This window comes from Bradyrhizobium sp. USDA 4532 (genome assembly GCF_024171315.1).
Classification (GTDB): domain Bacteria; phylum Pseudomonadota; class Alphaproteobacteria; order Rhizobiales; family Xanthobacteraceae; genus Bradyrhizobium; species Bradyrhizobium australafricanum.
Window position 1 is genome coordinate 1,153,091 of the sequence record NZ_JALJZN010000001.1, and the last position, 26,453, is coordinate 1,179,543.

25 protein-coding genes are annotated in these 26,453 nt (G+C 65.6%); 11 read left to right on the forward strand and 14 right to left on the reverse strand.

The features are described 5' to 3' along the window. Nucleotides 1-144: 144 nt before the first annotated feature. Nucleotides 145-2,487: an exopolysaccharide transport family protein gene (locus J2R76_RS05590; RefSeq protein ID WP_253623806.1), complete on the forward strand. Its 2,343-nt coding sequence runs from the start codon at nucleotides 145-147 to the stop codon at nucleotides 2,485-2,487. Nucleotides 2,488-2,496: 9 nt separating this feature from the next. On the opposite strand, the gene J2R76_RS05595 is transcribed toward J2R76_RS05590, so the two are convergent. Next, the gene (locus tag J2R76_RS05595; protein ID WP_057020864.1) at nucleotides 2,497-3,477 is read right to left on the reverse strand and encodes a tripartite tricarboxylate transporter substrate binding protein; all 981 of its coding nucleotides are present in this window, start codon (nucleotides 3,475-3,477) and stop codon (nucleotides 2,497-2,499) included. Between the two features lie 139 nt (nucleotides 3,478-3,616). Here J2R76_RS05595 and J2R76_RS05600 point away from each other — a divergent pair, with 139 nt between their 5' ends. Further along, nucleotides 3,617-4,576, forward strand: coding sequence for a LysR family transcriptional regulator (locus tag J2R76_RS05600; RefSeq protein ID WP_141341060.1), 960 nt, complete (start codon nucleotides 3,617-3,619; stop codon nucleotides 4,574-4,576). A gap of 34 nt (nucleotides 4,577-4,610) precedes the next feature. On the opposite strand, the gene J2R76_RS05605 is transcribed toward J2R76_RS05600, so the two are convergent. Then, nucleotides 4,611-5,948: an MFS transporter gene (locus J2R76_RS05605; RefSeq protein WP_375166566.1), complete on the reverse strand. Its 1,338-nt coding sequence runs from the start codon at nucleotides 5,946-5,948 to the stop codon at nucleotides 4,611-4,613. 321 nt (nucleotides 5,949-6,269) lie between these two features. On the opposite strand from J2R76_RS05605, the gene J2R76_RS05610 reads away from it, so the two are divergent. Next, nucleotides 6,270-7,208, forward strand: a complete 939-nt coding sequence (locus tag J2R76_RS05610) for a LysR family transcriptional regulator (protein WP_141341059.1) — start codon at nucleotides 6,270-6,272, stop codon at nucleotides 7,206-7,208. A 4-nt stretch (nucleotides 7,209-7,212) separates the two neighbouring features. Here J2R76_RS05610 and J2R76_RS05615 read toward each other — a convergent pair whose 3' ends face one another. Then, nucleotides 7,213-8,406 carry a GNAT family N-acetyltransferase gene (locus J2R76_RS05615; RefSeq protein WP_141341058.1) on the reverse strand — a complete coding sequence of 398 codons (1,194 nt, stop codon included), beginning with the start codon at nucleotides 8,404-8,406 and terminating at the stop codon, nucleotides 7,213-7,215. A 167-nt stretch (nucleotides 8,407-8,573) separates the two neighbouring features. Between J2R76_RS05615 and J2R76_RS05620 the strand changes: the two genes are divergently transcribed. Next, a complete protein-coding gene (locus J2R76_RS05620; RefSeq protein WP_057020662.1) occupies nucleotides 8,574-9,602 on the forward strand; it encodes a polysaccharide deacetylase family protein in 1,029 nt (342 codons plus the stop codon). Here the strand turns inward: J2R76_RS05620 and J2R76_RS05625 are convergent. After that, nucleotides 9,599-9,808, reverse strand: a complete 210-nt coding sequence (locus J2R76_RS05625) for a DUF2842 domain-containing protein (RefSeq protein WP_016844954.1) — start codon at nucleotides 9,806-9,808, stop codon at nucleotides 9,599-9,601. The two genes, J2R76_RS05620 and J2R76_RS05625, sit on opposite strands and share 4 nt — an antisense overlap. Nucleotides 9,809-9,999: 191 nt before the next feature. Here J2R76_RS05625 and J2R76_RS05630 point away from each other — a divergent pair, with 191 nt between their 5' ends. Continuing rightward, complete coding sequence (locus tag J2R76_RS05630; RefSeq protein ID WP_076825297.1) at nucleotides 10,000-11,085, forward strand: COX15/CtaA family protein; 1,086 nt, start codon at nucleotides 10,000-10,002, stop codon at nucleotides 11,083-11,085. A gap of 21 nt (nucleotides 11,086-11,106) precedes the next feature. Here the strand turns inward: J2R76_RS05630 and nadC are convergent, their stop codons facing one another. The 8 genes from nadC to J2R76_RS05670 form a co-directional block, all read right to left on the reverse strand. After that, nucleotides 11,107-11,958 carry a carboxylating nicotinate-nucleotide diphosphorylase gene (gene nadC / locus J2R76_RS05635; RefSeq protein ID WP_057020660.1) on the reverse strand — a complete coding sequence of 284 codons (852 nt, stop codon included), beginning with the start codon at nucleotides 11,956-11,958 and terminating at the stop codon, nucleotides 11,107-11,109. Next, the gene (locus J2R76_RS05640; RefSeq protein ID WP_253623808.1) at nucleotides 11,955-13,505 is read right to left on the reverse strand and encodes an L-aspartate oxidase; all 1,551 of its coding nucleotides are present in this window, start codon (nucleotides 13,503-13,505) and stop codon (nucleotides 11,955-11,957) included. Before J2R76_RS05640 ends, nadC begins: the two co-directional genes overlap by 4 nt. Beyond that, nucleotides 13,502-14,488, reverse strand: coding sequence for a quinolinate synthase NadA (gene nadA / locus J2R76_RS05645; protein WP_057020659.1), 987 nt, complete (start codon nucleotides 14,486-14,488; stop codon nucleotides 13,502-13,504). Before nadA ends, J2R76_RS05640 begins: the two co-directional genes overlap by 4 nt. Nucleotides 14,489-14,542: 54 nt before the next feature. Then, the gene (locus tag J2R76_RS05650; protein ID WP_256521427.1) at nucleotides 14,543-15,394 is read right to left on the reverse strand and encodes a hypothetical protein; all 852 of its coding nucleotides are present in this window, start codon (nucleotides 15,392-15,394) and stop codon (nucleotides 14,543-14,545) included. A 119-nt stretch (nucleotides 15,395-15,513) separates the two neighbouring features. Continuing rightward, on the reverse strand, nucleotides 15,514-15,921 hold the full coding sequence (locus J2R76_RS05655; protein ID WP_141342883.1) for a hypothetical protein: 408 nt from the start codon (nucleotides 15,919-15,921) through the stop codon (nucleotides 15,514-15,516). Between the two features lie 157 nt (nucleotides 15,922-16,078). Further along, complete coding sequence (locus J2R76_RS05660; RefSeq protein WP_141342882.1) at nucleotides 16,079-17,359, reverse strand: O-acetylhomoserine aminocarboxypropyltransferase; 1,281 nt, start codon at nucleotides 17,357-17,359, stop codon at nucleotides 16,079-16,081. Nucleotides 17,360-17,507: 148 nt separating this feature from the next. Continuing rightward, nucleotides 17,508-18,092 carry a CoA-binding protein gene (locus J2R76_RS05665; RefSeq protein ID WP_141342881.1) on the reverse strand — a complete coding sequence of 195 codons (585 nt, stop codon included), beginning with the start codon at nucleotides 18,090-18,092 and terminating at the stop codon, nucleotides 17,508-17,510. Between the two features lie 106 nt (nucleotides 18,093-18,198). Next, nucleotides 18,199-19,026, reverse strand: coding sequence for an enoyl-CoA hydratase (locus J2R76_RS05670; RefSeq protein ID WP_057020655.1), 828 nt, complete (start codon nucleotides 19,024-19,026; stop codon nucleotides 18,199-18,201). A gap of 70 nt (nucleotides 19,027-19,096) precedes the next feature. On the opposite strand from J2R76_RS05670, the gene J2R76_RS05675 reads away from it, so the two are divergent. The 5 genes from J2R76_RS05675 to J2R76_RS05695 all read left to right on the forward strand — a co-directional run bounded on the left by J2R76_RS05675 (nucleotide 19,097) and on the right by J2R76_RS05695 (nucleotide 22,366). Then, complete coding sequence (locus J2R76_RS05675) at nucleotides 19,097-19,525, forward strand: PaaI family thioesterase (RefSeq protein WP_057020654.1); 429 nt, start codon at nucleotides 19,097-19,099, stop codon at nucleotides 19,523-19,525. 152 nt (nucleotides 19,526-19,677) lie between these two features. After that, nucleotides 19,678-20,142, forward strand: a complete 465-nt coding sequence (gene rplM, locus J2R76_RS05680; protein ID WP_016840522.1) for a 50S ribosomal protein L13 — start codon at nucleotides 19,678-19,680, stop codon at nucleotides 20,140-20,142. Continuing rightward, a complete protein-coding gene (gene rpsI / locus J2R76_RS05685; RefSeq protein WP_028333930.1) occupies nucleotides 20,142-20,618 on the forward strand; it encodes a 30S ribosomal protein S9 in 477 nt (158 codons plus the stop codon). Before rplM ends, rpsI begins: the two co-directional genes overlap by 1 nt. A 249-nt stretch (nucleotides 20,619-20,867) precedes the next feature. After that, nucleotides 20,868-22,085, forward strand: a complete 1,218-nt coding sequence (locus J2R76_RS05690) for a GGDEF domain-containing protein (RefSeq protein WP_057020653.1) — start codon at nucleotides 20,868-20,870, stop codon at nucleotides 22,083-22,085. 44 nt (nucleotides 22,086-22,129) lie between these two features. Continuing rightward, the gene (locus J2R76_RS05695) at nucleotides 22,130-22,366 is read left to right on the forward strand and encodes a hypothetical protein (RefSeq protein ID WP_028333932.1); all 237 of its coding nucleotides are present in this window, start codon (nucleotides 22,130-22,132) and stop codon (nucleotides 22,364-22,366) included. 7 nt (nucleotides 22,367-22,373) lie between these two features. Here the strand turns inward: J2R76_RS05695 and J2R76_RS05700 are convergent, their stop codons facing one another. Beyond that, a complete protein-coding gene (locus J2R76_RS05700; protein ID WP_076825310.1) occupies nucleotides 22,374-23,510 on the reverse strand; it encodes an AI-2E family transporter in 1,137 nt (378 codons plus the stop codon). Nucleotides 23,511-23,788: 278 nt separating this feature from the next. Here J2R76_RS05700 and J2R76_RS05705 point away from each other — a divergent pair, with 278 nt between their 5' ends. Then, the gene (locus J2R76_RS05705) at nucleotides 23,789-24,559 is read left to right on the forward strand and encodes a gamma-glutamyl-gamma-aminobutyrate hydrolase family protein (RefSeq protein WP_057020651.1); all 771 of its coding nucleotides are present in this window, start codon (nucleotides 23,789-23,791) and stop codon (nucleotides 24,557-24,559) included. A gap of 588 nt (nucleotides 24,560-25,147) precedes the next feature. Here the strand turns inward: J2R76_RS05705 and J2R76_RS05710 are convergent. Continuing rightward, nucleotides 25,148-25,978 carry a hypothetical protein gene (locus J2R76_RS05710; protein ID WP_253623810.1) on the reverse strand — a complete coding sequence of 277 codons (831 nt, stop codon included), beginning with the start codon at nucleotides 25,976-25,978 and terminating at the stop codon, nucleotides 25,148-25,150. Nucleotides 25,979-26,453: the final 475 nt, after the last annotated feature.

Below are 26,453 nucleotides of genomic sequence, written 5' to 3' on the forward strand. Positions count from 1 at the left end.
TTAACGGCACCCATGGTTAACAAAGAATGACGGGGCGGGTGGTGGCGGCCATGCCCGTCAACCCCACCGATTAACCCAGCGGCAACCTTAATGGACTGTAATCGCCCCATTGAGAGGGAGTCGCGGTGTCCGCGGGGGTTCGTTATGCGTTTTGCATTCTGGCGTAGAGGCAAGGATAAGGCCGTCGTGCAACGGGCGTTGCCGAAGTCTGCGCCCGTTGCCGACGAAGCTGTCGTGAAGCCGGCTGCGCCCAAGCCTGATCCCGACAAGCCTGCTCCTGACAAGCCGGCCCGTCCGGCGGAGGCGGCCGATCTTGATCTGCACGTGCTCGGCCGCGCGCTGGCGCGCAAGCGCGGCTGGATCATCGTGCCGACGGTGCTGGTGTTCGCGTTGTCGCTTGCCGCGGTCAACGTCGTGACGCCGCGCTACAAGTCGGAAGCGCGAATCCTGATCGACAATCGCGAGAACGCCTTCCTGCGTCCGAACGGCGAGCGCGACCTGGAGCGCACCTCGCTCGACGCCGAGGCGGTGACGAGCCAGGTGCAGCTGTTGCTGTCGCGCGATCTCGCGCGCGACATCATCAAGAAGAACAAGCTGGCCGAACGTCCGGAGTTCGATCCGGTGCTGCGGGGCTTTTCGCCGCTGAAGTCGCTGCTGGCGCTGTTCGGCATCGGCCGTGACCCGTTCAGCCTGACGCCGGAAGAGCGGGTGCTTGATTCCTATTACGAGCGCTTCCAGGCTTTTGCGGTCGACAAGTCGCGCGTCATGGTAATCGAGTTCCAGTCCGAGGATCCCGAGCTTGCGGCGCGCGTCGCCAACTCGATCGCGGACGGCTATCTCGTGCTGCAGCAGGCCGCGCGGCAGGACCAGGCCAAATCCGCCAGCACATGGCTGCTCGGCGAGATCGACAAGCTGCGCACCAAGGTCGCGGAGGCGGATTCGCGCGTCGAGGAATTCCGCTCGAAGTCGAGCCTGTTCGTCGGCACCAACAACATCCCGCTGTCGAACCAGCAGATGGGTGAGCTGAACACGCAGCTCAACAATGCCCGCGCGCTGAAGGCGGATGCCGAGACCAAGGCACGGCTGATCCGGGAGATGCTTCAGGGCGGCAAGCCGATCGAGGCGTCGGAGGTGCTCAATTCCGAGCTGATCCGCCGGCTGGCCGAACAGCGCGGCACGCTGCGCGCGCAGCTTGCCGAGCAGTCGTCGACGCTGCTCGACAACCATCCGCGCATCAAGGAATTGAAGGCGCAGATCGCCGATCTCGACCGGCAATTGCGCGAAGAAGCCGGCAAGGTTTCGCGCTCGCTGGACAATGACGCCCGCGTCGCCGATGGCCGAGTCATGGCGTTGCAGGCGAGCCTGGACCAGTCGAAGAGGCAGGCGTCGTCTAGCAATAGCCAGGACGTGCAACTGCGCGGGCTGGAGCGCGAAGCCAAGGCGCAGCGCGACCTGCTGGAGGCCTATCTCGCCAAGTACCGCGAGGCGACGGCGCGCGAGAACATCGAGGCCGCGCCGACCGACGGTCGCATCATCTCGCGCGCCTCGGTTTCGAATACGCCGGCCTATCCGAAGAAGCTGCCGATCGTGCTGATCGCGACGCTGGCGACGCTGCTGCTGTCATCCGGCATCATCATCACCGGCGAGCTGCTGCGCATCTCCGCGCCCGGTGCGGTTGGCCGCGCCTTCGCGCCGGCGGCTGCCGTGATCAGGCGCCGCGAGCCGGTCATGGATGCCGCAACCGTGGACCAGCCCGCGCCGGCGCTGCCCCCTGAACCCGCGCTCGCATCGCCGGTCGCGCCGAAGCCGGCCGTGGAGCCCGAACTGCCGCTGGAGCCTGCGGCTGCCTATGAACCTCCGCCGCAGCCTGAGTCCGCCCAGACTGCCGACGAGATCGATGAGCTCGCCGAGCGCCTTGTCGCCGCCGGTCCCGCCGCCCACAAGGTCACCGTGCTCGGCCCGGCCGCGGCTGATAGCGTTACGTTGACCGCCCTGACGCTGGCGCGTCTGATGGCGCGCCAGGCCAAGGTTGTCGTCGTCGATCTCGTCGCGTCCTCGCCGGTGCTGACGTCGGCGACCGTCGATCCGGCGGCGCCCGGCCTTGCCGAGCTGATGCAGGGCGAGGCGACCTTCGCGCAGATCATCACCAAGGACCGGCAGTCGCGTGTTCAGATCGTCAGCGCCGGGCGTCCGGGCTTCGATCGCTCGCATCTGCAATCGCCGCGGCTCGCCCTTGCGATCGATGCGCTGCTCAGGGTCTACGACCACGTGCTGCTCGACGCCGGTTCGGCCCTCGACCTGCCGGCCGAACTGCTGACCGCGAAGGCACAGGCGGTCGTCGTGCCCGACGCCACCATGGCGCAGGATGCTCGCCACTCGATGGTCGAGCAACTCAGGGCGGTCGGCTTCGCCGAAGTGACGATGCTGAGCAAGCCCTGCGCGGCGTCGGAAGCGGCTGTGAGGGGCCCGCGGGTGGTGGCTGCCTGAGCGCCACCGTCAGCCCGTCGGGGTAAATCCGGTCGCCCGCACGATCCCTTTCCAGCGATCGGATTCGGTGGCGAGCAGTTGCGCAAAGTCATTCATCGCGATTGCGTCGACGTCGACCGACAGTTTGGCCATGCCGGACTTGACCTCGTCGCTGCGCAATGACGCCTGGATCGCGCCGTTGAGTTGCGCGACGATTGCCGCGGGCGTCTTCGCCGGCAGGAAGATGCCGAACCAGGTCACGTCCTGAAGCCCGGGGTAACCGGCTTCCGCCACCGTCGGCACATCGGGGAGGGATTTGAGACGGCTGGGACCGGTCGTCGCCAGAGCGCGAAGCTGTCCGGACTGGACCTGACCCAGCAGGCTGTCGATCGGCATCACCGCCGACGCGATCTCGCCCTTCAGGAGATCCTGGACCGCCCCTCTGCCTTGATAGGGCACGTGGAGATAGTCGAAGCCCGCGGTTCGGCCGAGCATCGCACCGATGAAATGCAGGGTGGTGCCAACGCCCGGCGTGCCGTAGGTCGCCTGTGTCGGGTTGGCGCGGCACCAGGCGACGAAGTCGGCGAGGCTCCTGACATCGTTCGGGACTTTCGGGCCGATCGCCAGCAGCGTCGCGAATGAGCCGACGGTCGATACCGGCGTGAAGTCCTGCGGTGTGTATGCGAGCGAATTGTAGGTGTGTGGAAACAGCGCGATGAACCCAAGCGGCGCGAGCAGCATGACCGATCCATCGGCCTCGGCGTTCTTTACCGCCTCGATCGCAATCCGGCCGCTCGCGCCGGGCCGGGTCTCAACGACGATGGAGTCGGCATAGTCCTTCATCTGCCCGGCAACGAGCCTTGCGACGGCGTCGGGCAATCCGGGCGTGTAGCCGGTCAGGATATGGGCGGTCTTCAGGCGGGGCTGCGCGCCGACTGGCCGGACCAGGCCTGCGGCGGCGAGCGCGGCACCGGCCGCTGACGCGGTCAGGACGTCGCGACGGGTCAACATGCATGCCTCCATGGTCGTCGAGCCGCGCCGTTCGGGGCGCGACGATCTGCGTCATCGCACGCGGAGGATGCGTGAGGCGGGGATAAACGTCCAATGCTAGTGTCTGAGGCGTCCATAACCGTTTTGGTAAGGATCGCTGATGCAGGACATCGAGCGTGCCCGACGCCGGATCAAGCTGCGCGACCTGCACATCCTGCTCGTTATCGCGCAGCGCGGCAGCATGGCGAAGGCTGCCGCGGAGCTCGCGGTGTCGCAGCCGGCGATATCGCGGGCGGTCAGCGACATGGAGCACGCGCTCGGACTTCGGCTGTTCGATCGTTGCCGTAACGGCATCGAACTGACGGCCTATGGCCATGCTCTGGTTCGACGCGGGGTCTCGATCTTCGACGAGCTTACCCAGGGCTTGCAGGAGCTCGAGTTTCTGGCCGATCCGAGCATTGGAGAGTTGCGCATCGGCAGCACGGAGAGCATCGCAGCGGGCTTGCTTCCGGTGGCGATCGACCGCTTCACGCGGCAGCATCCCGGCATCCGCATCAATGTCGCGCAGACCGTTCTCAGCGATCTGCGCTACCGCGAACTGCGCGAGCGCAACATCGATCTGCTGCTTGGATGGACGCCGACGCCGTTTGACGAGACGGACCTGGCCGTCGAGCCCTTGCTCGATGATCGGCGCGTCGTGGTCGCGGGAAGGCGAAGCAAATGGGCGCGCGCATCCAGGCTCGAATTGGCTGACCTCGCTGACGAGCGCTGGGTGTTGCCTCCGCCGGACACCTTTCCGGGCGCCGCGGTGGCGGAGATATTTCGCGAATTCGGAATGCAGACACCGAGCGCGCCGATCACGACGCTGTCGCTTCATTTGTGCTGCCGGCTCGCCGCGACCGGCCGCTTCATCACCATGCTGCCGGGCTCGGTCGCGCGGTTTGCCGGCGGCGATCTCGGCCTGAAGGTTCTTCCGGTTCAGCTTCCGCGGGCGGCCGCCGTCTCGGCCGCGATCGTCACGTTGAAAGGCCGCACCTTGGGTCCGACCGCCGAGATCTTCATCGCCTGTATCCGCGAGGTTGCCAAGGCGGCCGCAAGCAAGGCGGCCGCCGGCAAATGACGGGCATTGCAGGCGCCGTTCCGCGCAGGCGGGTTTAGTGCGCCATCATCGGCGCGCGCGCGGTTCGCTCGAGCACCGGATCGATCCGCAGCCTGATCGTGACCAGCGCGCCGATCAGTCCCATCACGGCGAGCAGCAGTAGCCCTGCGGTAAAGCTGCCGGTCAGGTCCTTCAGATAGCCGACGGCGAATGGGCCGGCGAAGCCCGACAGGTTGCCGAGCGAGTTGATCGCGGCAATGCCTGCCGCCGCCGAGGCGCCCGTCAGGATGCCGGCCGGCATCGGCCAGAACATCGGCGGCACCGCCGACACGCCGATCTGCGCAAGGCAGAGCAGGGCGACGATCAGCACCGGATTCGACATCAGCCCGGCAAGGCCGATGCCGACGGCGGCGAGCGTCAGCGCGCCGGCGACATGGTATCGCCGCTCGCCGGTCTTGTCGGAATGGCGGCCGAGCAGCACCATGCCGACCGCGCCGAACACGAAGGGCAGGGCCGCGATCAAGCCGGTCTGGGTGTCGGTGACGCCAAACGCCTTGATGATGGTGGGCAGGAAGAATGCGACGCCGTAGCTTGCCGCGTTGAGGCAGAAATACACGAAGGCGCAGGCAAGGACCCGCGAGTCGGTGAGCGACTGCAGGACGGAAATATGCTCCACGGCCTCGGTTTGCTGCCGCTCGCGCTCAAGCGTGGTCTGGATCCACTTGACCTCGTCGGGCTGCAGCCAGCTTGCCTGGCGCGGAAAGTCCGGCAGGAAGGTCAGGACAGCGAAACCGACCAGGACCGACGGCAGTGCCTCGCAGACGAACAGCCACTGCCATCCGGTCAGGCCGGCGCCCGACAGGTTGAGCAGCAATCCCGAGATCGGCGCCCCGATGATGCTCGAGATCGGGATCGCCAGCATGAACAGGCTGATGACGCGCGCACGGTACACCGACGGGAACCAGAGCGTCAGGTAGAAGATGATGCCGGGGAAGAAGCCGGCTTCGCAGGCGCCGAGCAGGAGGCGCAGGAAGTAGAAGATCCATTCGCTCGACAGGGCGCTCGCCGCGGACATCTGCGGGATGAAGGCAAATGCGGCCGAGACGATGCCCCAGCTGATCATGATGCGGGCGATCCACCGCCGCGCACCGAACCGCTCCAGCAGGATGTTGGAGGGCACCTCGAAGAAGAAGTAGCCGATGAAGAACAGACCGGCGCCGAGCCCGTAGGCGGCCTCGCTGAGGCCGAGCGCCGCGTTCATATGCAGCTTGGCGAAGCCGACATTGACGCGATCGAGATAGGCCACGAAGTAACACAGGATGAGGAACGGAATCAGCCGCCGCATCATCTTTCCGATCGCGCGCTTCTCGACATCGTCGCTCATCGTTCCCATCCCTTCCTGTTGTTCGATTCGGCAGACGATCACTGCGCTGTTCGGGGCGGCCTGGCGCACCCGCAGCGGTTCGTCGCGTTGCTCTTGCAAGTCTTCTTCATTGTTGTGTAATCGACTGCCGCGTGACTAATGGCATTTGGGAATGGAGCCACGGCGAAACTGTCATGATGCACCGCGGTATAAACGCGGGAACCCTGGAGCGTTTTCCGGCGAAGTGGCTGCCGGCTCGCGTCAAGAAAACGCCTCAAAGCAGAATCTGGAGCCCCGTTCCGGTTTAGTCGGAGCGGAAGAGGCTCTTTCCGGGCAGGATGGTGGCGGGCCGTGATCAGTAATCTGAAACTGCGCCAGCTGCGCCTGCTGGTCGCTCTCGACAATGAGCGCAAGTTGCAGCTCGCCGCCGAGCGGTTGAACATCACCCAATCAGCGGCATCGAAGATGCTTGCCGAAATCGAGGCGCTGGCGCGGGTTCCCTTGTTCGAGCGCACGGCGCGCGGCGTCGAACCGACGGCCTATGGATCGATCCTGATCCGTGGCGGCAAGAGCGTGCTGGCCGATCTCGACCAGGTCACCGACGAGTTCGCGGGCTACAAATCCGGTGAGCTCGGCACCGTCTCCGTTGGAACAGTCGCCAAGCCGAGCATCGACCTCGTCGTCGACGTGATCCAGTATCTCGGCGAAAAGCTGAATCGGGTGAACATCTCGCTCGATGTCAGCACCAGCCCGCCATTGATCACGCGACTGCTGGCGCTCGAGTTCGATTTCGTCGTCGCCAGGATTCCCGCCGGCATCGATCCCCGGCAATTCGACTATTACGAGATCGGCGCGGAGGAGGCGGTGCTGCTCGTTCGCGCGGAGCATCCGTTGGCCGGCCGCGAGACGGTCGAGCTGGAGGACATGGTCGACCAGCAATGGATCTGCCAGCCGCGCGAATCTTTCATGCGCCAGGCGCTCGAGAGGCTGTTCATGAGCCGCGGCGTGACGCCGCCGCGCCGGGTCATCAACACCGAGTCGTTTTTCGCCTCGGTCGGAATTGCGGCGGGCATCGACGCGATCGTGCCGGTCCCCATGCTGGTGTTCGATCTGGTCGATCCGCAGCGGTTCAAGGTGCTGCGCCTGCGCGACAGGCTGTTGTTGGAGAATTACGGCCTGATCAAGTTGCGCAAGCGTGCGCTGTCACCCGCTGCGGCACTCTTGTTCGACGCGATGAAACGGCTCGGCGTACCGAATGGCGGCGCAGAGCAGGGCGACGCGGCGAGCTGAATACTCAGCGGAACATGCTGCGCAGGTTCTGGGCAATCTCGAACAGCGCCGGATTCTGCTTGACGGCGCGCTTGGCGCGATTGATGGCCGACAGCGCACTGGCCGCCGGCTTGCCGCGCAAGCTGAGCGGAATGAAGCTGTCGACGACGGCTTCATCGTCCTTGCAGAACAGCCGCTTGTACTCGTCCGAGCCGATGCCGAGATCCAGAGCGCGGTAGTTCAGGCCGGCATGGCGATCGATGATGTCGCGCATCAGGATCAGGCCGGGGCTGAACTTGGAATTGGCCGACATCGTGTAGGTGTTGAACATCATCGAGAAGCGATGACCGTCGGACACGCCGGCGAAGATCGCGATCACTTCCTCGTCGCACTCCAGCGCGTGGATGTCGATCGCATAGCCGTTGCCGTCGGCGCGCGGCGCGAGGCAGGCGGCACGAATGAACTGCTCGATGCCCGGCTCGGCGAACACGTTCGGCAGCTTCTGCTCGGCCATTCGCTGCGGCTTGACGCGGAAGAACCAGTCGAGCAGGCGGCAGACATCGGCGCTCTCGCTCGCGACGTAATAGCGGTAGCCGGGCAGCGCCTGCAGCTTGCGCTCCTTGCCCTTGAGGCGGCGGCGGAACGAGTTGCTGATCAGCGCCGCCGGTGCCGCGCCGGGCTCGATCGCCAGCACCGGGCAGTCGTTGACCGAAGCCTGATGCGGCAGCAGCGCCAGCGGATTCGGCAGATCCCGCCAGCGCAGCGGCTGCTGGCAGAGCGCGAGCGCATCGGCGCGGGAGCGTTCGGCGATCGATCGGATCAGGGCCGCGATGTCGGCTTCCGTCGCATCGGCGGCGAAATCCTTCGCGCACAGCGCCATGTTGAAGGTCGCATGCCTGCCGCCCATGAAGCTCGCGCAGTTCGCGCCGAGGCGGGATTCGATTGCGAGCGGCAGCAGCAGCAGCGGCCGGCGTTCGCTGTCATGAGCGACGACGATGAAGGGCCGCAGGCCCTCGCGCTCGCCGACCTGGCGTTGCCAGCTGGCGAGGAAATCGAACCGCTGATAGGGCGTGTAGCTGTGCTGCGACGTCTCGAAGCCGCGCCAGGTCGCTTCGGCCGCGGTGAGATCATGAAAGATGTCGACGCCGGCGACGCGGATCGCGTTCGGCCACGCCCGCGTCTCAGCCGTCTGGCCTTCGATTGCCGCCGCCATGGTCATCTCGGAACCCGAAATTTTAGGGTATTAATTTACAGTTCTCGGCTGGGGCCGACCTTCGCAGGGAAATGTCAACAAAGAGTAAGAACAATGCCGCGGCGGTGTGCGGGAACCGCCTGACAAGGACGGGGATCTTGGCGCCGGACAGCGGGATTTTACGACGGGCCCGAATGGAGCTCGCGTATTTCAGTGGCGCCTTCAAGCTGCGGGAACGCGAGAGCGGCGGCGCCGGGGTGATCCTGCGCTTCGCCCGCGTTCGTCCCGCGCGACGCGGCCGGTTTCAGCCGCTGAAGTCTCAGGAGATCACCCCGGCTTTCCTCGATCGCACGATCCGAGCGCTGAAGCGCTGGCGGTATGACATCGTCGGGATCGACGAGGCTTGCCGCCGCGCGGTGACCTTGCCGGTGCGCCGGCGTTTTGCCTGCCTGACCATTGACGGCGCCAGCAAGGACATCGTCACCCATGCTTGGCCGGTGCTCGCCAGGCACGGCGTTCCCTTCGCGCTGTATCTGCCGACGGCCTTTCCCGATGGCGTCGGCGTGGCGTGGTGGCTGGTGCTGGAGGAAATCATCGCGCGCGAAAACCGCATCAGCATGATGATCGACGGCCGGGAGCGGCACTTCGCGATTTCAAATCTCTCGGACAAATACGAGCTGTTCGATTTCCTGTCCGGCTGGCTGCGCAAGCTGCCGCCGTCGGACCTGTCCTACGCGCTGAACGATCTCGCCAGGCGCTATTCGGCCGACGCAGCCCAATTGTCACGCAATGCGTCACTCGACTGGCAGGATCTGGCGAAGCTTGCCGCCGATCCGAACGTGACGTTCGGCAGCGCGACCGTGAACTATCCGGCGCTGTCGAGCCTCAGGGATGCCGACGCGCAGCGCGAGATGGCGATGGGCAAGGCGGTGGCCGAGAGCGCGCTTGGGCGGCAGGTCAGACATTTCGCATTCCCGTTCGGGGACCGCGATGCGTTCGGCCGTCCGCATGTCGTGATGGCCGAAGAGGCCGGCTTTGCCAGCGCGGTGTCAACCATACCAGGGGTCGTCGAGGCGCAGGGGCGCACCAACCTTCACGCGCTGCCGCGCATCGCATGGGACGGCCGCGTGCGCTCGCTGCGGATGATGCGGGTGCTGCTGTCGGGCGTGATGTTCGCGCCGGTGCGGCCGACGCGTAGCGCGCGCGACCAGGACGTTACTTAGGCGCGATCGGGCCGCGACATCCAGGCGACGATCGGCATCGCCGGCAGCACCCAGCCGAGGCCAGCGACGACGTAGAAGATCGCCTGCAGCAGCCCCGAATTGGCAAGCCAAGGCGTCTGCGCGACCGTCATGCCAAGCAGCGACCACACCACCACCAGGATCAGCAGGAAGATGGTTCCGAGCAATTTGCGGGTGCGTATGGCCATGGCGGATATGTACGACTCGTGATCCAGGGCGTTTTCGTGCGAAGCGGGCACCGGTTCGCGCAAAGAAAACGCGTCAAAACAACATTCTGGAGCTTCCTTCCGACTTGATCGGAACGAGGCTCCGGGCGGCGCTTGCGCCGCTGGCGCGGCGGACTATAAGGGGCCCGAAAATCCAATCAAGTCAGGGCGAAATGGCCGGTATTTCCGCAAAGACATCGCAGCTCCGCGCCGTCAGGGTATGGCTGGTCGCGGTGGCCGCCCTGATCGCCCTGATGGTCTTGGTCGGCGGCGCCACGCGGCTGACCGAGTCCGGCCTGTCGATTGTCGAATGGAAGCCGGTGACCGGTACGCTGCCGCCGCTGACCGAGGCGCAGTGGACCCAGGCCTTCGAGGGCTATAAGAGGATCCCGCAATATCGCGAGCTCAACGCCGGGATGACGCTCGAGCAATTCAAGACGATATTCTGGTGGGAGTGGAGCCACCGGCTGCTTGGCCGCGTGATCGGCGCGGCCTATCTGCTGCCGTTCCTGTATTTCCTGTGGCGCGGCGCGGTGAGCGGCGAACTCGGCCGGCGATTGTGGGTGATTTTCGGCCTCGGCGCGCTGCAGGGCGGCGTCGGCTGGTGGATGGTCGCGTCCGGCCTCTCGGAACGCATCGAGGTATCGCAGTATCGGCTGGCGACGCATCTGGTGCTGGCGCTCCTGATCTTCGCGGCGATCGTCTGGACGCTGCGGCGCCTGACCGACCGCCCAAGCGTGATCGCGCCGCTCAGGCTGAAGATCACGAGCGCGGTGCTGCTCGTGCTGACCTTCGTGCAGCTCTATTTCGGCGCGCTGGTCGCGGGGCTGCGCGCGGGCAGGGTTTATAATACCTGGCCCGACATCGACGGCGGCTTCATTCCGTCGGCTGACCGGCTTTGGTTCGAGACACCGTGGTGGCGCAATCTGTTCGACAACACGCTGACGGTGCAGTTCGAACATCGCATGACCGCCTATCTGCTGTTCGCGCTGGCGATCGCACATGCGATCGATGCCATGCGCGCGCGCGCCGGCGGCGCGGTGATCGCGGGGGCCTGGTGGCTGGTGGCTGCGATCACGCTGCAGGCGACGCTCGGCATTCTGACGCTGCTGCATCGGGTGCCGATCGATCTGGCGCTGACGCACCAGGCCGTCGCCATCGTCGTGCTGACACTAGCGGTGCTGCAGGCCGAGCGCTTCGCCGCGCGCCGGACCGAGCGGGATCAGCCGACCCTCGTTGCGGTCGGCCAGCCCGGTTGATCGATCAACCTCTTTGATCGATCAGGACAGATAGTCGAGCCCGATATCGAGCGCGGCCGAGCTGTGGGTCACCCAGCCGACCGAGATCAGGTCGACGCCGGTTGCGGCAATCGCTGCGGCCGTCGCCGCGGTGATGCGGCCGGAGGCTTCGGTGATCGCCTTGCCGCGCGCCATGTCGACCGCCTGGCTGAGCTGCTCGGTCGTCATGTTGTCGAGCAGCACCGCGTCGACGCCGAGCGTCAGCGCCTCTTCGAGCTGCGACAGCGTGTCGACCTCGACCTCGATCTTGACGAGATGGCCGGCATTGGCCTTGGCGCGCTCGATCGCGGTGCGGATGCCGCCGGCGAGCGCGATGTGGTTGTCCTTGATGAGCACGGCATCGTCGAGGCCGAAGCGATGATTGCCGCCGCCGCCGGCGCGCACCGCATATTTCTCCAGCGCACGCAGTCCCGGCGTGGTCTTGCGGGTGCAGACGATCTGCGCGCGGGTGCCCGCCACGGCCTTGACCAGCGTAGCCGTTGCGGTGGCGACACCGCTCAGATGGCAGAGGAAGTTGAGCGCGGTCCGCTCGGCGGTGAGCAGGCTGCGGGCCGGGCCGTCGATGATCGCGATGACCTGGTCGGGTTCGACCGCGCTGCCGTCGGGCCGTTCGGCGCGCAGCGTGATGGCCGGCGACACCGTCTGGAAGGCTGACCGCGCGACATCGAGCCCGGCGATCACGCCGGGCTGCCGCGCCCGCATCACCAGCCGCGCCTGCTGGCCGGCCAGCACGATGGCGTCTGCGGTGATATCGCCGGCGCGGCCGAGATCCTCGCGCAAGGCGGTCTGCACGATCGGCTCATAGATCAGCGGCAGCAGGGGGGTGAGGGTCATGACAGGGCACTCCTGGCAAATGGCGTGGATTCGACGATGTCGCGCGCGGCGGCGAGTGCATCGGCGCGGGTAAGGGACGACGGAACGGCCGACGCAGCAATGTGCGGGAAATCGCTGCGGAAGTGGCCGCCGCGGCTTTCCTCACGCCGGATGGCGGCAACCGCGACCATCAATCCGACCAATGCTGCGTCGGACGCCGCACTGTGACCGCATGCGAGTGGATAGAGGCTGCGGATCGCGCGGGCGATCCCGTCGCGGTCGCGCAGGACGCCGAGGCCCTGGGTGAGGATCGGTCGCACGGCGGAGGGATCGGAAGCCTGTGGCATCGCGTCGTCGCGCAGCATGGCGCGCGGGCCCGCACTCACGCTTTCGATGCTCTCGGCGACCCAGCGCGCGCAGACGATCGCTTCCATCAGCGAATTGCTGGCGAGCCGGTTGGCGCCGTGCAACCCGGTGCGCGCGGCCTCGCCGCAGGCCCACAGGCCCTGCACCGTGCTGCGGCCAAAACCGTCAACCGCGATGCCGCCCATGTGGTAGTGAACCGCCGGCCGGATCGGGATCGGATCATGGGCGGGATCGATGCCGGCCATCTTGCAGAACGCGCTGATCACGGGATAGCGCTGAGCAAACTCCGCGCCCGGATGTTGGCGCGCGTCGAGGAAGGTGCGATGCCCCGCGGCGCGGTGGCGCCAGACGGCGCGCGCGACGATGTCGCGTGGCGCGAGCTCGGCGCCGGGCTGATCGGCCATGAAGCGCTCGCCGGTCTCGTCGATCAACACCGCGCCATCGCCACGGATCGCCTCGGTCAGCAGCGGCATCGGGCGCGACGGCCCGTCGAACGCGGTCGGATGAAACTGGACGAACTCGATGTCCGACAGTTTCGCGCCGGCCTGTGCGGCAAGTGCGAGCCCCTGGCCGAAACACCCGCCGGGATTGGTGCTGTCGGCGAACAGCCCACCGATGCCGCCGGTCGCGATCACCACGCGATTGGTCGTGATCGTCAGCGCGCCGCTTGCGTTGGCTGCAAGCACGCCCCTGACCGCATTGTCCTCGACCAGCAGCCGGCGCGCCTCGACGCCCTCCAGCAGCGTGATCGATGGTGTGCGCCGGACCGCCGCGATCAGCGCGCGCATGATCTCGCGTCCGGTACCGTCGCCGGTGGCGTGCACGATGCGGTTGCGGCGGTGTGCGGCCTCGAGCCCGAGGCGCCAGCTGCCGTCGGCGTGCCGGTCGAAGGCGACGCCGAGCCTCGCCAGCTGCTCGACGGCGGCGGGCGCGGCGTGGACGATCCGGCTCGCGGCGGCCGCGTCGCAAAGGCCGGCGCCGGCCGCGAGCGTATCGGCGAGATGCAGGGCAGGGCTGTCATCTGCGCCGACCGGCGCCGCAAGGCCGCCCTGAGCCCACATGCTGGAAGCTTCCGCGCCGAGCGGCGACTTCGACAGCAGCACGACCGGCTCGGGGGCGAGCTGAAGCGCGGTCATCAGCCCGGCGGCACCGCCGCCGATGATCACCGGGCGGCCGTTGAGATCGGAGATATCGGTGCTCATATCGCCAGCATCCTTTCGACGCTCTTGCGCGCGCGATCAGCGATCGCGGAGTCGATGGTGACCTCGTGCTGGTTGGTCTCCAGCGCGTGACGGATGTTCTTCAGCGTGATCCGCTTCATGTGCGGACAGAGATTGCAGGGGCGGACGAAGTCGACACCGGGATTTAGCGCGGCGATGTTGTCGCTCATCGAGCATTCCGTCAGCAGCACGACGCGCGGCGGACGTTTGGTCTCGACGAACGACTGCATCGCAGCCGTCGACCCGGCAAAGTCCGCTTCGGCGACCACCTCGGGCGGGCATTCCGGATGCGCCAGGATGGTGACATCGGGATGATCCTCGCGCAGCTGACGCACGTCATCGGCGGTGAACAACTCGTGCACCTCGCAGTGGCCCTTCCAGGCGATGATCTTCTTGCTGGTCTGCTTGGCGATGTTCTGCGCCAGATATTCATCCGGGAGCATGATGACGCGCTCGGCGCCGAGCGATTCAACCACCTTCAGCGCATTGCCCGACGTGCAGCAGATGTCGGACTCGGCCTTCACCGCGGTCGAGGTGTTGACATAGGCGACGACCGGTGCGTCCGGGTAGCGCGCGCGCATCAGCCGCACGTCCTGCGCGGTGATGGAATCCGCCAGCGAGCAACCGGCCTTGAGGTCGGGGATCAGCACGGTCTTGGCCGGATTGAGCAGCTTCGCGGTCTCGGCCATGAAATGCACGCCCGCGAGCACGATGACATCGGCATCGACCTTGGTTGCTTCGCGCGCGAGCAACAGACTGTCGCCGACGATATCGGCGACGCCGTGGAAGATCTCCGGCGTCTGGTAATTATGCGCCAGCACCACCGCGTTGCGGCGGCGTTTCAGCGCGAGGATCGCATCGACGTCCTCGGCGAATGTGGCCCATTCGAACGGCGGGATGACGCGCTTGACGCGCTCATAGAGCGGCGCGGTGCGGGTGAGCAGATCGGTATCGAGTGCAACCATTTATACTCTCCGTGAGCATAAGATGGCTTATACTTATCCTGAGCATAAGGCGTGTCAAGTGCGCGAAAGCGGGAGCTTGGTGCCGGCGACGGCCCGCTCGGCCAGCACGGCATGGCGGAAGCGGAACAGCTTGGCCGGCCGGCCGACGGTATCGGCGGCCATTGCGCCAGTCTCTTCAACGAGTTCCTGCTGCTCGATCAGCCGGCGGAAGTTCTGCTTGTGGACCAGCCGGCCTGCGAGAGCCTCAACACTGCGTTGCAGTTGCAGCAGAGTGAACTCGGCCGGCATCAGCTCGAATACCACCGGACGGTATTTGATCTTGGCGCGCAGCCGCGCGATCCCGGTCGCGAGAATGCGGCGATGATCCGCCGTCATCGGCTTGCCCGGCACGACCGGCGCCTCGCGGCCATGCGCGCGCCCGGCTTCCGGGATCAGCGAAGCCTCATAGAGCAGCTCATAGCGTTGCAGCACCAGCTCTTCGTTCCAGTCGCGATCGTCGAGACCGAAGGTGATGGCGCAACGCTGCCAGCGCTCGCGCTGCAGCGTCGGTGACGGCGCCGCCTTCGCCCACGTTTTCAGCTTCGGCGCGATCGTCTTCGCCAGGAAGGCCGGCGCGCCGGCGCGATGATCCTCCCAGGGGAAGTAGTCGTACCAGCCGGACCAGTGCGCCTCGAAGCCTTCGCCGACCCGATCCTCGCGGGTCAGGCCGAGATAGCTGATCGAGACGCTGTGCGGCCCCTTGGCATCGCCGGAGCGGCCGCGGTCGGCAAAGGTGTAGAGCTGCTCGACATAGCCGAGCGGGTGGCCGGTCTGCGCTTCGACCCAGGCCCGCAGCGCGGTCTGCAGCGAGCGATGGGTGAACTCGAACGGGCCGCTCGGCAGCTCGGAGCCGCCGGCGATGGTCATGATCTTGGGCGTGCCCTCGGTGACGGCGACCAGCACCGCGACGAGATCGGCGGTCACCGCGTTCCCCGAAGCCGGTGCGCTGGATTTCTGCGGCGATCTGGCCACCCGATCGGTCCGCGCTAGCAGTAGCCGTAGACGCCACAGGCGTAGGGCAGGCGGTCCCAATAGGTCACATAGGCACCGCCGTAGTACGGGCCGAAATAGTTGTAGGAGTGCCAGTTGCCGTAATAGCCGGGCAGCGACGATGACCCCGGCAGCAGCGGCTCGCCGGGCACGAACGGGATATACGGCTCGGAATTGAGCGGGATCACCACGGGCTGCTCGACGATCACGAGCTGGCGTCCGCGCCGCACATAGGTCGGCGATGTGATCGTGGTGCGGTAGGCGTAATGCCGGTGCGGCAGGCCCGCCGGCAGCTGGCGCGCGGCCTTGACGGTCGCGCTCTTGGCGACGGCCGGGCCGTCGGCGGCGTCAGCAGGCGGGATCGCAAACAATGCGATCGCGAGCGGCAATGTCCAGCGCAGCATCAATGGTCTCCCGAATCATCCGGAGCCTATCACTGCCACTTTAAGCCGGATTGAACGTTAACGAGAGGCCCGTCGGTATTAAGCGTTAACGGGAGGCCCGCCGCCTTGGGCAAGCTGCCGGAGCGATGCGGCGCACCGCTCCGGAACAAGTGCGGGATCAGGCGCGCAGGGCCTGGTCGAGGTCGGCGATCAGGTCTTCCTTGTCCTCGATGCCGATCGAAAGCCGCACCACCTCGGGCGCCGCGCCCGACCTCACCTTGGCGGCGTCGTCGAGCTGGCTGTGGGTGGTGGAGGCCGGATGGATCACCAGCGAGCGGGTGTCGCCGACATTGGCGAGATGCGAGAACAGCTGCAGGTTCGACACCAGATTGACGCCGGCGTCATAGCCGCCCTTAAGGCTAAACGTGAACACCGCCCCGGCTCCCTTCGGCGCATATTTGCGCTGCAAGGCGTTGTACCTGTCGCCGGGCAGGCCGGCATAGTTCACCGCCGACACGGCGGGGTGGGTGGAGAGGAATTCCGCCACCGCCTTGGCGTTGTCGCAGTGCTTCTGCATGCGCAGCGGCAGCGTCTCGATGCCGGTCAGGATCATGAAGGCGTTGAACGGCGACAGCGCGGGGCCGAGGTCGCGCAGGCCGAGCACGCGGCAGGCGATCGCGAAGGCGAAGTTGCCGAAGGTCTCCTGGATCCGGATGCCGTGATATTCCGGGCGCGGCTCGCTCAGCATCGGATATTTGTTGTCCTTCGACCAGTCGAAGGTGCCGGCATCGACGATGATGCCGCCGAGTGAGTTGCCGTGACCGCCGAGGAACTTGGTCAGGGAGTGCACGACGATGTCGGCGCCGTGGTCGATCGGCTTGATCAGATAGGGCGAGGCCAGCGTGTTGTCGACGATCAGCGGCACGCCGGCCTTGCGCGCAACGGCCGCGATCGCCTCGATATCGGTGATGCTGCCGGCCGGGTTGGCGATCGACTCGATGAAGATCGCCTTGGTGTGCGGCGTCACCGCGCGCTCGAAGCTTTCGATCTCATCTGGGTCGGCCCAGGCCACGTTCCAGCCGAACGCCTTGAAGGCGTGCGTGAACTGGTTGATCGAGCCGCCATAGAGCTTGCGTGCCGCGATGATCTCATCGCCGGGCTTCAACAGCTGCTGCAGCACGACGACCTGCGCCGCGTGACCGGAAGCGACGGCGAGCGCCGCGGTGCCGCCTTCGAGGGCTGCGACACGTTCCTCGAGCACGGCATTGGTCGGGTTGCCGATGCGGGTATAGATGTTGCCGAAAGCCTGCAGGCCGAACAGCGAGGCCGCGTGGTCGGCATCGTTGAAGACGAATGACGTGGTCTGGTAGATCGGTGTCGCCCGCGCGCCGGTGGTGGGATCAGGCTGCGCGCCGGCGTGCACGGCGAGGGTGGAAAATCCCGGAAGGCGATCGGTCATTCTTTAGTATCCTGTTGTGGCCTGGTCGAAACGCGCGGCATGCTGATGGCGACGGCGCCCGCCGTCAAGCGAGTTGGGCGCATCGCCAGTTTTTGGAGGGGCATCCCGCGCTATACCGGATGATCGCAGCGATTATTCCGCCGCGATGTCAGGTCGTCTCGGTCTTGTTCTTTGCCGCGCGGTCGGACGCCGCGGTCTGTCCGCCGCCGAAGCTCGTGCGATTGAGCGACAGCCGCATGCCCTGCGTCGGGATCGGCGCACGCTTGGAACTCAGCGTGCGCGAGTTGACGCCCATCCACGAGATCTCCGACGACAGCCGGCCATACTCGATCTTCGGGCAGCGGTTCATCACCACTTTGAGGCCCGCGGCTTCCGCCTTCTCGGCCGCGGCGTCGTCGCGTGCGCCAAGCTGCATCCAGATCACCTTCGGCGGCGTTGACAATTTCAGCGCCTCCTCGACCACGGGCATGATGTGGCTTGAATTGCGGAAGATGTCGATCATGTCGATCGGCCGATCGATGTCCGCAAGCGAGGCGATGAACGGCTTGCCCATCAGCGTCTTGCCGACATGGCCGGGGTTGACCGGGATCATGTCGTAGCCGCGCTGCGCCAGATATTTGAACGCGAAATAGCTCGGCCGCACATTGACCGGCGAGGCGCCGACCATCGCGATGGTCTTGACGTTGTTCAGAATGCTGCGGATGTAATTGTCGTCGTAGGCGTCGTGATTCATTTTTCTTCCGGGTTTGTCATTCCGGGGCTCGCGCAGCGAGAACCCGGAATCTCGAGATTCCGGGTCTGGTGCTAATGCACCATCCCGGAATGACGACCTCAGGTCGTCACTTGTCCTGCCACTTCGGATCGCGCTTCTCGATGAAGGCACCGATGCCTTCCTCGGCGTCGCGCGCCATCATGTTTTCGGTCATCACCTCGGCGGCGAAGCGATAGGCATCGGCGAGGTTCATCTCGGCCTGGCGATAGAACGCTTCCTTGCCGAGCTTGACGGTGTAGGCCGATTTCAGCGCGACCTTCTCGGCCAGCGCGATCGCGGCGTCGCGTTCGGTGCCAGCGGATACCACGCGGTTGACGAGGCCGATGCTCTGCGCCGTTGCCGCCGAGACCGGCTCTCCGGTCAGCAGCATCTCCATGGCCTGTTTGCGCGGCACGTTGCGCGACAGCGCCACCATCGGCGTCGAGCAGAACAGCCCGATGTCGACGCCCGGCGTCGCGAACGCCGCCGCTTCGGAGGCGACCGCGAGGTCGCAACTTGCGACGAGCTGGCAGCCGGCCGCGGTGGCGATGCCCTGGATGGATGCGACCACCGGCTTCGGCAGGCGCACGATGGCCTGCATCATCGCGCTGCAGGCGTTCATGATTTGCGCGAAATAGGCGCGGCCGCGGTCGGCATCGCTACGGCGCGCGGTAAGCTCCTTGAGGTCGTGGCCGGCGCAGAACGCCGGGCCTTTGGCGGCGAGCACGACGGCGCGGATGCGCTTGTCGCCGCCGACATCGTTCAGGGCGGCGTGCAGCTCGGCGATCAGGCCCTCGGAGAGGCTGTTGCGCGCTCCGGGGCGATTGAGCGTCAGTAGCGCGATACTGCCGACGGTCTCGCGCAGCAGGATCGGCTGGTGTTGCGGCGCTTCGGCGCGGGCGGCTTGGGCGGACATGCTGAAATTCCACTTTGGTCTCTGTGACAACTTAATGTAACAGGCAGGCTGAAGCGAGGGCAGGGACGGCATGGCGACTGCGAAAATGAGCGTGGCTGACGTGGAGGAGTTCCTGCGGAGGGAATTCCCGCAGGCGTTCGTCTACGACGATGTCCGGATCGAAAGCGCCGACGGCGAGACGGCCCTGCTGCGCCAGCGCTTCAGCGAGCGCATGCTGCGGCCTGGCGGTACGGTGTCCGGGCCGACCCTGATGGGCCTGGCGGATTTCGCGATGTACGTGGTGCTGCTGTCGGCGATCGGGCCGGTTGGCCTTGCCGTGACCACCAACCTCAACATCAACTTCCTGCGCAAGGGTCAGCCGGGGCAGGACGTACTTGCGGTGGCGAGGCTGCTCAAGCTCGGCAAGCGGCTCGCGGTCGGCGAGGTCAACCTGCTGTCCGGCTCGTCTCCCGATCCCATCGCCCATGTCACGGCGACCTATTCCATTCCAAATCAATAGGCTTTTCTACGGTATTATTGCACCATAATTGCAAGCCATTGTTTTTTCTGATGTAATTTGAGCGCGTGGGCGTTGACGCGCGATCGCGGCTTCTCTAGAAAGCTGCCAGTTCGGCGCATACGGCGCCGATTTCTTTTTCACGGATTTCACACATGAGCACGTTCTCGGCCAAGCCCGCCGAAGTGACGAAGAAGTGGGTCGTGATCGACGCCAAGGGTCTGGTCGTCGGTCGTCTCGCCACGCTCGTCGCGATGCGCCTGCGCGGCAAACACCTGCCCACCTACACCCCGCATGTCGATTGCGGCGACAACGTCATCATCGTCAACGCCGCGCATGTGGTGCTGACCGGTCGCAAGCGCGACCAGAAGACCTACTACAAGCACACCGGCTTCATCGGTGGCATCAAGGAGCGCACCGCGAAGCAGATCCTCGAGGGTCGCTTCCCCGAGCGCGTCGTCGAGAAGGCGATCGAGCGCATGATCCCGCGTGGTCCGCTCGGCCGCATGCAGATGGGCAATCTGCGCGTCTATCCGGGTGCCGATCATCCGCATGAAGCGCAGAGCCCCGAGAAGGTCGATATCGCTTCCCTGAATCGCAAGAACACGAGGGCCGCATAATGTCCGATACGTTGCAGTCCCTCGACCAGCTCTCGCAGGTCAAGCCGGCCGCTCCCGACGCGCCGAAATACGTCAAGAAGGTCGACAAGTACAACCGCGCTTACGCCACCGGCAAGCGCAAGGACGCGGTCGCCCGCGTCTGGGTCAAGCCGGGCTCCGGCAAGATCTCGGTCAACACCCGCGAGTTCGAGGTCTACTTCGCCCGCCCTGTGCTGCGCATGATGATCCAGCAGCCGCTGGTCGCTGCCGCCCGTAACGGCCAGTATGACGTGATCTGCACCGTCGCCGGCGGCGGTCTCTCCGGCCAGGCCGGTGCTGTCCGCCACGGCATCTCGAAGGCGCTCACCAACTTCGAGCCCGAGCTGCGCGGCGTCCTCAAGAAGGGCGGCTTCCTGACCCGCGACAGCCGCTCGGTCGAGCGCAAGAAGTACGGCAAGGCGAAGGCCCGCAAGTCCTTCCAGTTCTCGAAGCGCTAATTCGAGTTCTAAAATTCGCGGCAATTGCCGCGGGCATCGAGTTGCAGAGGGCGCCGCGAGGCGCCCTTTTTGCTGCGTCCGACCGGCGATGCTTCTGCGCGAATTAGCGCAGTTTTTCATGAAAACTTGCGTGTGCGTGCAAACGAAATTGGAACTCGCACCTTCTAGCTTGCGGGCTCGCAATGGCGCTGCATCACCGTATTTATTTGCGCCTGCGAACGTTGCATCACACCGGGCTGGGGTGAGTTTATGTCGTTCGATCCATCGACACTTTATTTGTTCGCCACCATGGTCGCGGGCATGCTCGGCGCCATGCTGTGGTTGTTCGGCAGGCAGGAGAACATTTCCGCGCTGAAATGGTGGGGCACCGCCTATCTGCTCGGCGCGGCCTCGGTCGCGGTCTGGACGGTCGGCAGTTCGACGCTCGATCCGATGGTTCTGCTGGGCCTCAATGCGATCGGCTTCGCCGCCTGCGGCCTGGTCTGGAATGCCGCGCGCATTTTCCACGGCCGCAAGGCCAATTTGCTGGGCCTCGTGCTCGGCCCGATCGCATGGATCGGGGCGGTGACGACGGTTGAGGATCCCGCGATGCGCCTGACGATCGGTGCCGGGATCGTCGCGATCTACGCCGCGCTGACCGCATCAGAACTGTGGAGCGAGCGCCGCCGCGCGATGCAACGGCGCTGGCTTGCGATCGTCATCCCGGTCGCGCACGGTTGCGTCCTGATGCTGCCGATCCTGGTCGGCGACCTGCTGCGATTGAACGGCCAGAATTTCGTCTCCAGCTTTTGGGTCACGCTGTTTTCGATCGAACTCGTGCTGTACGCGATCGGCACGGTGTTCGTGATCTTCATGATGGTGTCGGACCGCGCGGTGGCCGTGCACAAGACGGCCGCGTCGATCGACCCCCTGAGCGGCATGCTCAACCGCCGCGGCTTCACCGAGGCCTGCGCGCGGGTGATCGAGCGCGAGTCCATTGCCGGCCGGCCGGTCACCGTGATGATCTTCGACATCGATCACTTCAAGTCAATCAACGACCGCTTCGGCCATCCCGCGGGTGACGAGATCCTGAAGCTGTTCTCCGCTGTCGTGGTCAACAGCCTCAGGATCAGCGATCTGTCGGGCCGGATCGGCGGCGAGGAATTCGCGGCGCTGCTGCCGTGCTCGCTGGAGGAGGGTGTGCTGGTCGCCGAGCGCGTGCGCGAAGCCTTCGAGAACAGCAACATCACCTGCGAGGAAGGCGCGGTCGACACCACGGTCAGCATCGGCGTCGCAGGCGGTCCCGCCGGCACCGAGCTCGAGGTGCTGTTGGCCTCGGCCGACACCGCGCTCTACCAGGCCAAGCGCGGCGGCCGCAACCGCGTCGAGGCAGCGGAGGAATTGCCGCTCTCGCTGGAGAACTGGCGGCGCAAGACCGCGGGCCTGCCGGCTTCGGCGCGGCAAAAGCCGGCGAGCGTCCGGGCATGAGTGCGGTAACGAGTGGTTAACCATTCGATCCCATGCTTTCGGGCATGGAGTCGATCCGCACCCGCAATCCGCAGTCAGCCCTGATGTCGCTCGAAGCCGACGCGGTTTCGGCGCGCAGCGGTTTCGCCTGCCTGTTCTCGGACTCGCATGAATACGAGACCGCGCTGATCGCCGAACGGCGCGCGCAGGGGCGATACCAGCCGCCGAAGAGTCGCTGGCCGATGGTGATGCTGGCCGGCGTGATGCTGATGGTCGCGGGAACGGTGCTGCTGCTCTCCTGACGTGCGGTCACGCGGCCCGCGCCGGATCCTCCGTCTTGAAGTGGTCGATCATCACCTTGGCGATCGCCATCAGCGGCAGCGCCAGCGCCAGCCCCCAGATGCCGAACACGACGCCGAGCAGGATCTGGAACGCGAACAGCGTGGCCGGCGGGATGTCGAGCGCCTGGCGCTGGATGATCGGCGTCAGCACGTAGCTTTCCAGCGCGTGGACGCCGAGGAACAGGATGAAGGCCGACAGCGCCGCGATCCATCCGGTCGCAAGGCTCGCGAGCACCACGATCAGCCCGCCGAGGATCGCGCCGACCGTCGGAATGAAGGCGAGCAGGCCGGCCTGGATGCCGAGGATGAACGAGCTCGGAATGCCGATGATGGCAAGCCCGATCCAGGTGACGAGGAATACCGCCGTCATCGTGATGATCTGCGCGATCAGCCAGCGCTCTAGTGTCTCGCCGATGTGGTCGACGATGATGGTCGCCTGCGCGCGGTACTTGACCGGCGCGATGAACAACAGCCCGGCGCGGTAGATGCTTGGCTGGGCCGCGAAGGCGAGCCCGAGAAACAGCACGATGAAGAAGTTGCCGACGACGCTGACGGTGCCGAGTAGCACCTTCAGCGTCTGGCTGATGATGGCGCCGCCGCTTGAGGCCAGCGCGCCGGCGCCGGGGATGCCATGGGACTGCGACGATGGGGGCGTCGTTGTCGTCGTCGTCACGGCGGTGCCTTCGCCCTTTGCCTCGCCCGCGGCATTGGTGAAATCGAGATAGCTGGTGTCGACCCCGTGCTGTTCGAGGAAGTCCTTGACGCTGCCGAGCTGCGATTTGATCGTGTTGCTCAGCACCGTGGCCTGCTGCGCGATCGTGGTGCCGCCGAGGAACACGATGCCCGACAGCAGCCCGGCCATCGCCAGGCAGACGATCGCAAGCCGCAACGCGTGGGGCAGCTTGGTCAGCCGGCCGAGCAGGGTGGTCATGGCATTGAGGGCGACCCCGAGCAGCATGCCGGCGAACAGCAGGAACAAGGTCGCGGCAAAATGCCAGGCGAAGGTCAGCAGGGCAGCGAACAGCACCACGCCGATGCCGCCGACGGCGATCGCCCATGCCAAGTCGTTGCGGGCCTGCAGGCGATTGTCAGCCGAGTCTGTCACGGGTGATTCCCCCTTCGCGACGGTGTTTCGAGCAGTCTTTGGCGAAAACCCCGCCGGGATCAAGCTGGCGGGGCCGTGCCGGTTCGCCGCTGACGGGGTGCGGGGCCGGGCGCGATCGGTGGGCATCTGGCCGGCTTTGGGTCGCGAGGGGCGCGAATCTGTGCAGGACTGCAAGCCCCCCTGTGCAGATATAGATAGTTGATCCGGCGGGAACTCGAAGGCATGATCGTCTCCGCAACGTCGCAAACTTAGAAGAATCATTGCGCGAGACTTCAATAATGAGACGGCCCGTGGTCGGCGTGATCGGAAACGCCCATCGCATCGAAAATCGTTTCACAGTCCAGATGGTCGGGGAGCGCAACCTTCGCGCGGTTGCCGAGGTGTCGGGCGCGGTGCCGCTGATGTTCGCCGGCAGCCCCGAAATCACCGAGGTCAGTGCCTTGCTCGACGTGGTCGACGGCGTGGTGCTGACCGGGGCCCGCGCCAATGTTCATCCGACCCGCTTCAATACCGAACCTTGCGCCGCCCACGAGCCCTACGACATCCACCGCGACGACGTTGCGCTGGCGCTGTCGGAAGCCTGCGTCGCGCGCGGCGTGCCGATCTTCGGCATCTGCCGCGGCCTGCAGGAGATGAACGTCGCCTTCGGCGGCTCGCTGCATCCGGAGATCCGCGAGATTCCGGGCCGCATGAACCACCGGATGCCGCGGCTGGAGAACGGCGAGATCCATCCTGACCCGACCGTTGTGTTCGCCGACCGTCATGACGTCGCGCTGACACCGGGCGGCGCGTTCGCAAAAATCCTCGGCCGGGAGACCATTCGAGTCAATTCGCTGCACGGCCAGGGCATCCTCGAGCCCGGCAAGCGCGTCGTGATCGAGGGCATCGCCGAGGACGGCACCATCGAGGCGATCCGCATCGCCGATGCGCCGGGTTTTGCGCTGGGTGTGCAGTGGCACGCCGAATACGATCCGCAGCGCAATCCGATCAACCGCGCCCTGTTCGAAGCCTTCGGCGACGCGCTGCGCGAACGGCGGCGGGCGGCGTAGGACGGTTTCACCGCCACCGTCCCTGCGCGTTAATCACGACGTCGTCTCCGAAAAACGCGCCGTCGTCCCTACGAAAGCAGGGATGCTCCGCAGCGGTTGTTGTGGAGGGGGACTCGTCGTTGCGGCACTGCTCAACAAGGACCGTCGGTGGTTATGGGTCCCTGCCTTCGCAGGGACGACACCAAAGGTGCGGCGTCGCCTGTCCGTCGGGTCGGTTTGTCGAACCTCGGTTCGGGAAGCCATGAAAGACGCGGGGCTTTCCTTGGCCAATCGATGGGAGCCGAGCGGCAGGCGAGTAGATCGTTCCTAGAACTCAGGACGTCACGAAAGCAAAGTGTGTTGTCCCCGCAACGTCACAAGAGTTCCGTTGAGCATCGCACCTGTTGGGACTTCACTGTGTGGCAAATTCCCCGTTTAATAAAGGCGGACCTGAGGCAAAGATTTTACCACCAAGACGTTCATTTAAGATCAGGTTCAAGAGGCCGCTGACCAGCGCCAGCGGCCTCTTCGTGTTGCTTCATTGATCGCAAAGTGCAGGTATCGGCCGTTGCCGCGTCGACGGCACGCAGGAAGCAGCACGTCACGGCATTAGCGCACTGACCATGGCCATGCCGGCGGTTGCGGTTTGCTGGTGGCGTGCGGCCGCGTCGGGGTTGGCGCCGGTTTGCGCGCCTGGGCAACATCGGTCGACGGCCGCGGACGCGGCAGTGGTATTTCCGGGGCTACCGTTGGCTGTTCGGGGCTTACCTTTGGCTGTTCGGGGCTTACCTTTGGCTGTTCGGGGCTCACCTTCGGCTCTGCGGCGTTCGCAATGACACCGGCCAGCTGGTCCTGGCTTGCGTTGAGCCGCTCGGTGACCGTCTCGCTCTCGCGCGCCATCTGATCCTGGGTCGCCTTGATCTGGTCGATGATATCTTTGCTGCGTGCCATTTCTGCTTGGCTCGCCTCGAGTTGGCTTGCGACATTTTTATGGTCGCGGACCAATTGTTCTTGCCTCACCTCAAGCTGTTCGACCGCCTGCCTCAAGGCCGCGAGATCGCGCGCCATCGGTTGAAGCTGCTGCGCCAAGTCGGAAGAAAGTGCGGCGGCAGTCGGCGCAACGTCTTTCGGCGCGGCGTCTTTCGGCGGGGTTTGCGCAGGAGGTGAGGAGTGGCCAGGGGAGGCCACCATCGCCGTATCGCTGGGTGACGACCACCACCAAGCAGCGCCACCTATGCATGCTGCCAGCACGGAACCGACAATGGCCAGGTGGCGCCAATCCGCCAATCGATGAACCGCTTCTAGCGGCGCGTGAAACGCTTTCTTGCCGGTCGGCGGGCCGGAAGGGCTGACTCCTGCTTCGCGCGCGAGGTTCGAAAGCTGCTCTTCCAAGCTCACGAGCCGCCCTTCCGCGACCCTGTCCTTCAGCATGGAATCCATTTTGTGCTCCGTAGCAAATGCAAAGTCACCCGCCTTGAGAGCAGATCCGCTCTTCGGCGCGCTAACATTCAACGGGACCCAGATCGGTATTTGCAGCTTAAGCCTACGAGGGATGAGGATGCGGCCTGCACATCACATCGTCTCTCTTTTGTAAGCTCATCCTTCCTGAACTGTCCCGACGATTTTGGCCGAGATATTGTTCGTCCGCAATCGGGAACACCGCTTGCCACGGGGCGCTCGAGCTCGTGGATCGAGGTCCTGCTCGGCCGCCTCACGATGCGTCTCGCAGCCGAGGCACGTTACTTCGAGGTGTCGTAAGTCGGCGTTGAGAGCGTCGCCAAGCGCCGGCGAGGGCTGGGCTGGACCCAGAAACGTGGGAGTGGTCCATGTTTGGCGAGCGACCATGTCGGCATCCCGCCTGGCGCGTTCGGCCGACGGCTGACCACGGCGCCAAACATGCACTCCGGGGCCCTCC

Bases quoted from the DNA above. Each gene is read 5' to 3' on its own strand.
- J2R76_RS05590 (WP_253623806.1), top strand. From the start codon at position 145: ATGCGTTTTGCATTCTGGCGTAGAGGCAAGGATAAGGCCGTCGTGCAA.
- J2R76_RS05595 (WP_057020864.1), bottom strand. From the start codon at position 3,477: ATGTTGACCCGTCGCGACGTCCTGACCGCGTCAGCGGCCGGTGCCGCG.
- J2R76_RS05600 (WP_141341060.1), top strand. From the start codon at position 3,617: ATGCAGGACATCGAGCGTGCCCGACGCCGGATCAAGCTGCGCGACCTG.
- J2R76_RS05605 (WP_375166566.1), bottom strand. From the start codon at position 5,948: ATGGGAACGATGAGCGACGATGTCGAGAAGCGCGCGATCGGAAAGATG.
- J2R76_RS05615 (WP_141341058.1), bottom strand. From the start codon at position 8,406: ATGACCATGGCGGCGGCAATCGAAGGCCAGACGGCTGAGACGCGGGCG.
- J2R76_RS05620 (WP_057020662.1), top strand. From the start codon at position 8,574: ATGGAGCTCGCGTATTTCAGTGGCGCCTTCAAGCTGCGGGAACGCGAG.
- J2R76_RS05625 (WP_016844954.1), bottom strand. From the start codon at position 9,808: ATGGCCATACGCACCCGCAAATTGCTCGGAACCATCTTCCTGCTGATC.
- J2R76_RS05630 (WP_076825297.1), top strand. From the start codon at position 10,000: ATGGCCGGTATTTCCGCAAAGACATCGCAGCTCCGCGCCGTCAGGGTA.
- nadC (WP_057020660.1), bottom strand. From the start codon at position 11,958: ATGACCCTCACCCCCCTGCTGCCGCTGATCTATGAGCCGATCGTGCAG.
- J2R76_RS05640 (WP_253623808.1), bottom strand. From the start codon at position 13,505: ATGAGCACCGATATCTCCGATCTCAACGGCCGCCCGGTGATCATCGGC.
- nadA (WP_057020659.1), bottom strand. From the start codon at position 14,488: ATGGTTGCACTCGATACCGATCTGCTCACCCGCACCGCGCCGCTCTAT.
- J2R76_RS05650 (WP_256521427.1), bottom strand. From the start codon at position 15,394: ATGACCATCGCCGGCGGCTCCGAGCTGCCGAGCGGCCCGTTCGAGTTC.
- J2R76_RS05655 (WP_141342883.1), bottom strand. From the start codon at position 15,921: ATGCTGCGCTGGACATTGCCGCTCGCGATCGCATTGTTTGCGATCCCG.
- J2R76_RS05660 (WP_141342882.1), bottom strand. From the start codon at position 17,359: ATGACCGATCGCCTTCCGGGATTTTCCACCCTCGCCGTGCACGCCGGC.
- J2R76_RS05665 (WP_141342881.1), bottom strand. From the start codon at position 18,092: ATGAATCACGACGCCTACGACGACAATTACATCCGCAGCATTCTGAAC.
- J2R76_RS05670 (WP_057020655.1), bottom strand. From the start codon at position 19,026: ATGTCCGCCCAAGCCGCCCGCGCCGAAGCGCCGCAACACCAGCCGATC.
- J2R76_RS05675 (WP_057020654.1), top strand. From the start codon at position 19,097: ATGGCGACTGCGAAAATGAGCGTGGCTGACGTGGAGGAGTTCCTGCGG.
- rplM (WP_016840522.1), top strand. From the start codon at position 19,678: ATGAGCACGTTCTCGGCCAAGCCCGCCGAAGTGACGAAGAAGTGGGTC.
- rpsI (WP_028333930.1), top strand. From the start codon at position 20,142: ATGTCCGATACGTTGCAGTCCCTCGACCAGCTCTCGCAGGTCAAGCCG.
- J2R76_RS05690 (WP_057020653.1), top strand. From the start codon at position 20,868: ATGTCGTTCGATCCATCGACACTTTATTTGTTCGCCACCATGGTCGCG.
- J2R76_RS05695 (WP_028333932.1), top strand. From the start codon at position 22,130: ATGGAGTCGATCCGCACCCGCAATCCGCAGTCAGCCCTGATGTCGCTC.
- J2R76_RS05705 (WP_057020651.1), top strand. From the start codon at position 23,789: ATGAGACGGCCCGTGGTCGGCGTGATCGGAAACGCCCATCGCATCGAA.
- J2R76_RS05710 (WP_253623810.1), bottom strand. From the start codon at position 25,978: ATGGATTCCATGCTGAAGGACAGGGTCGCGGAAGGGCGGCTCGTGAGC.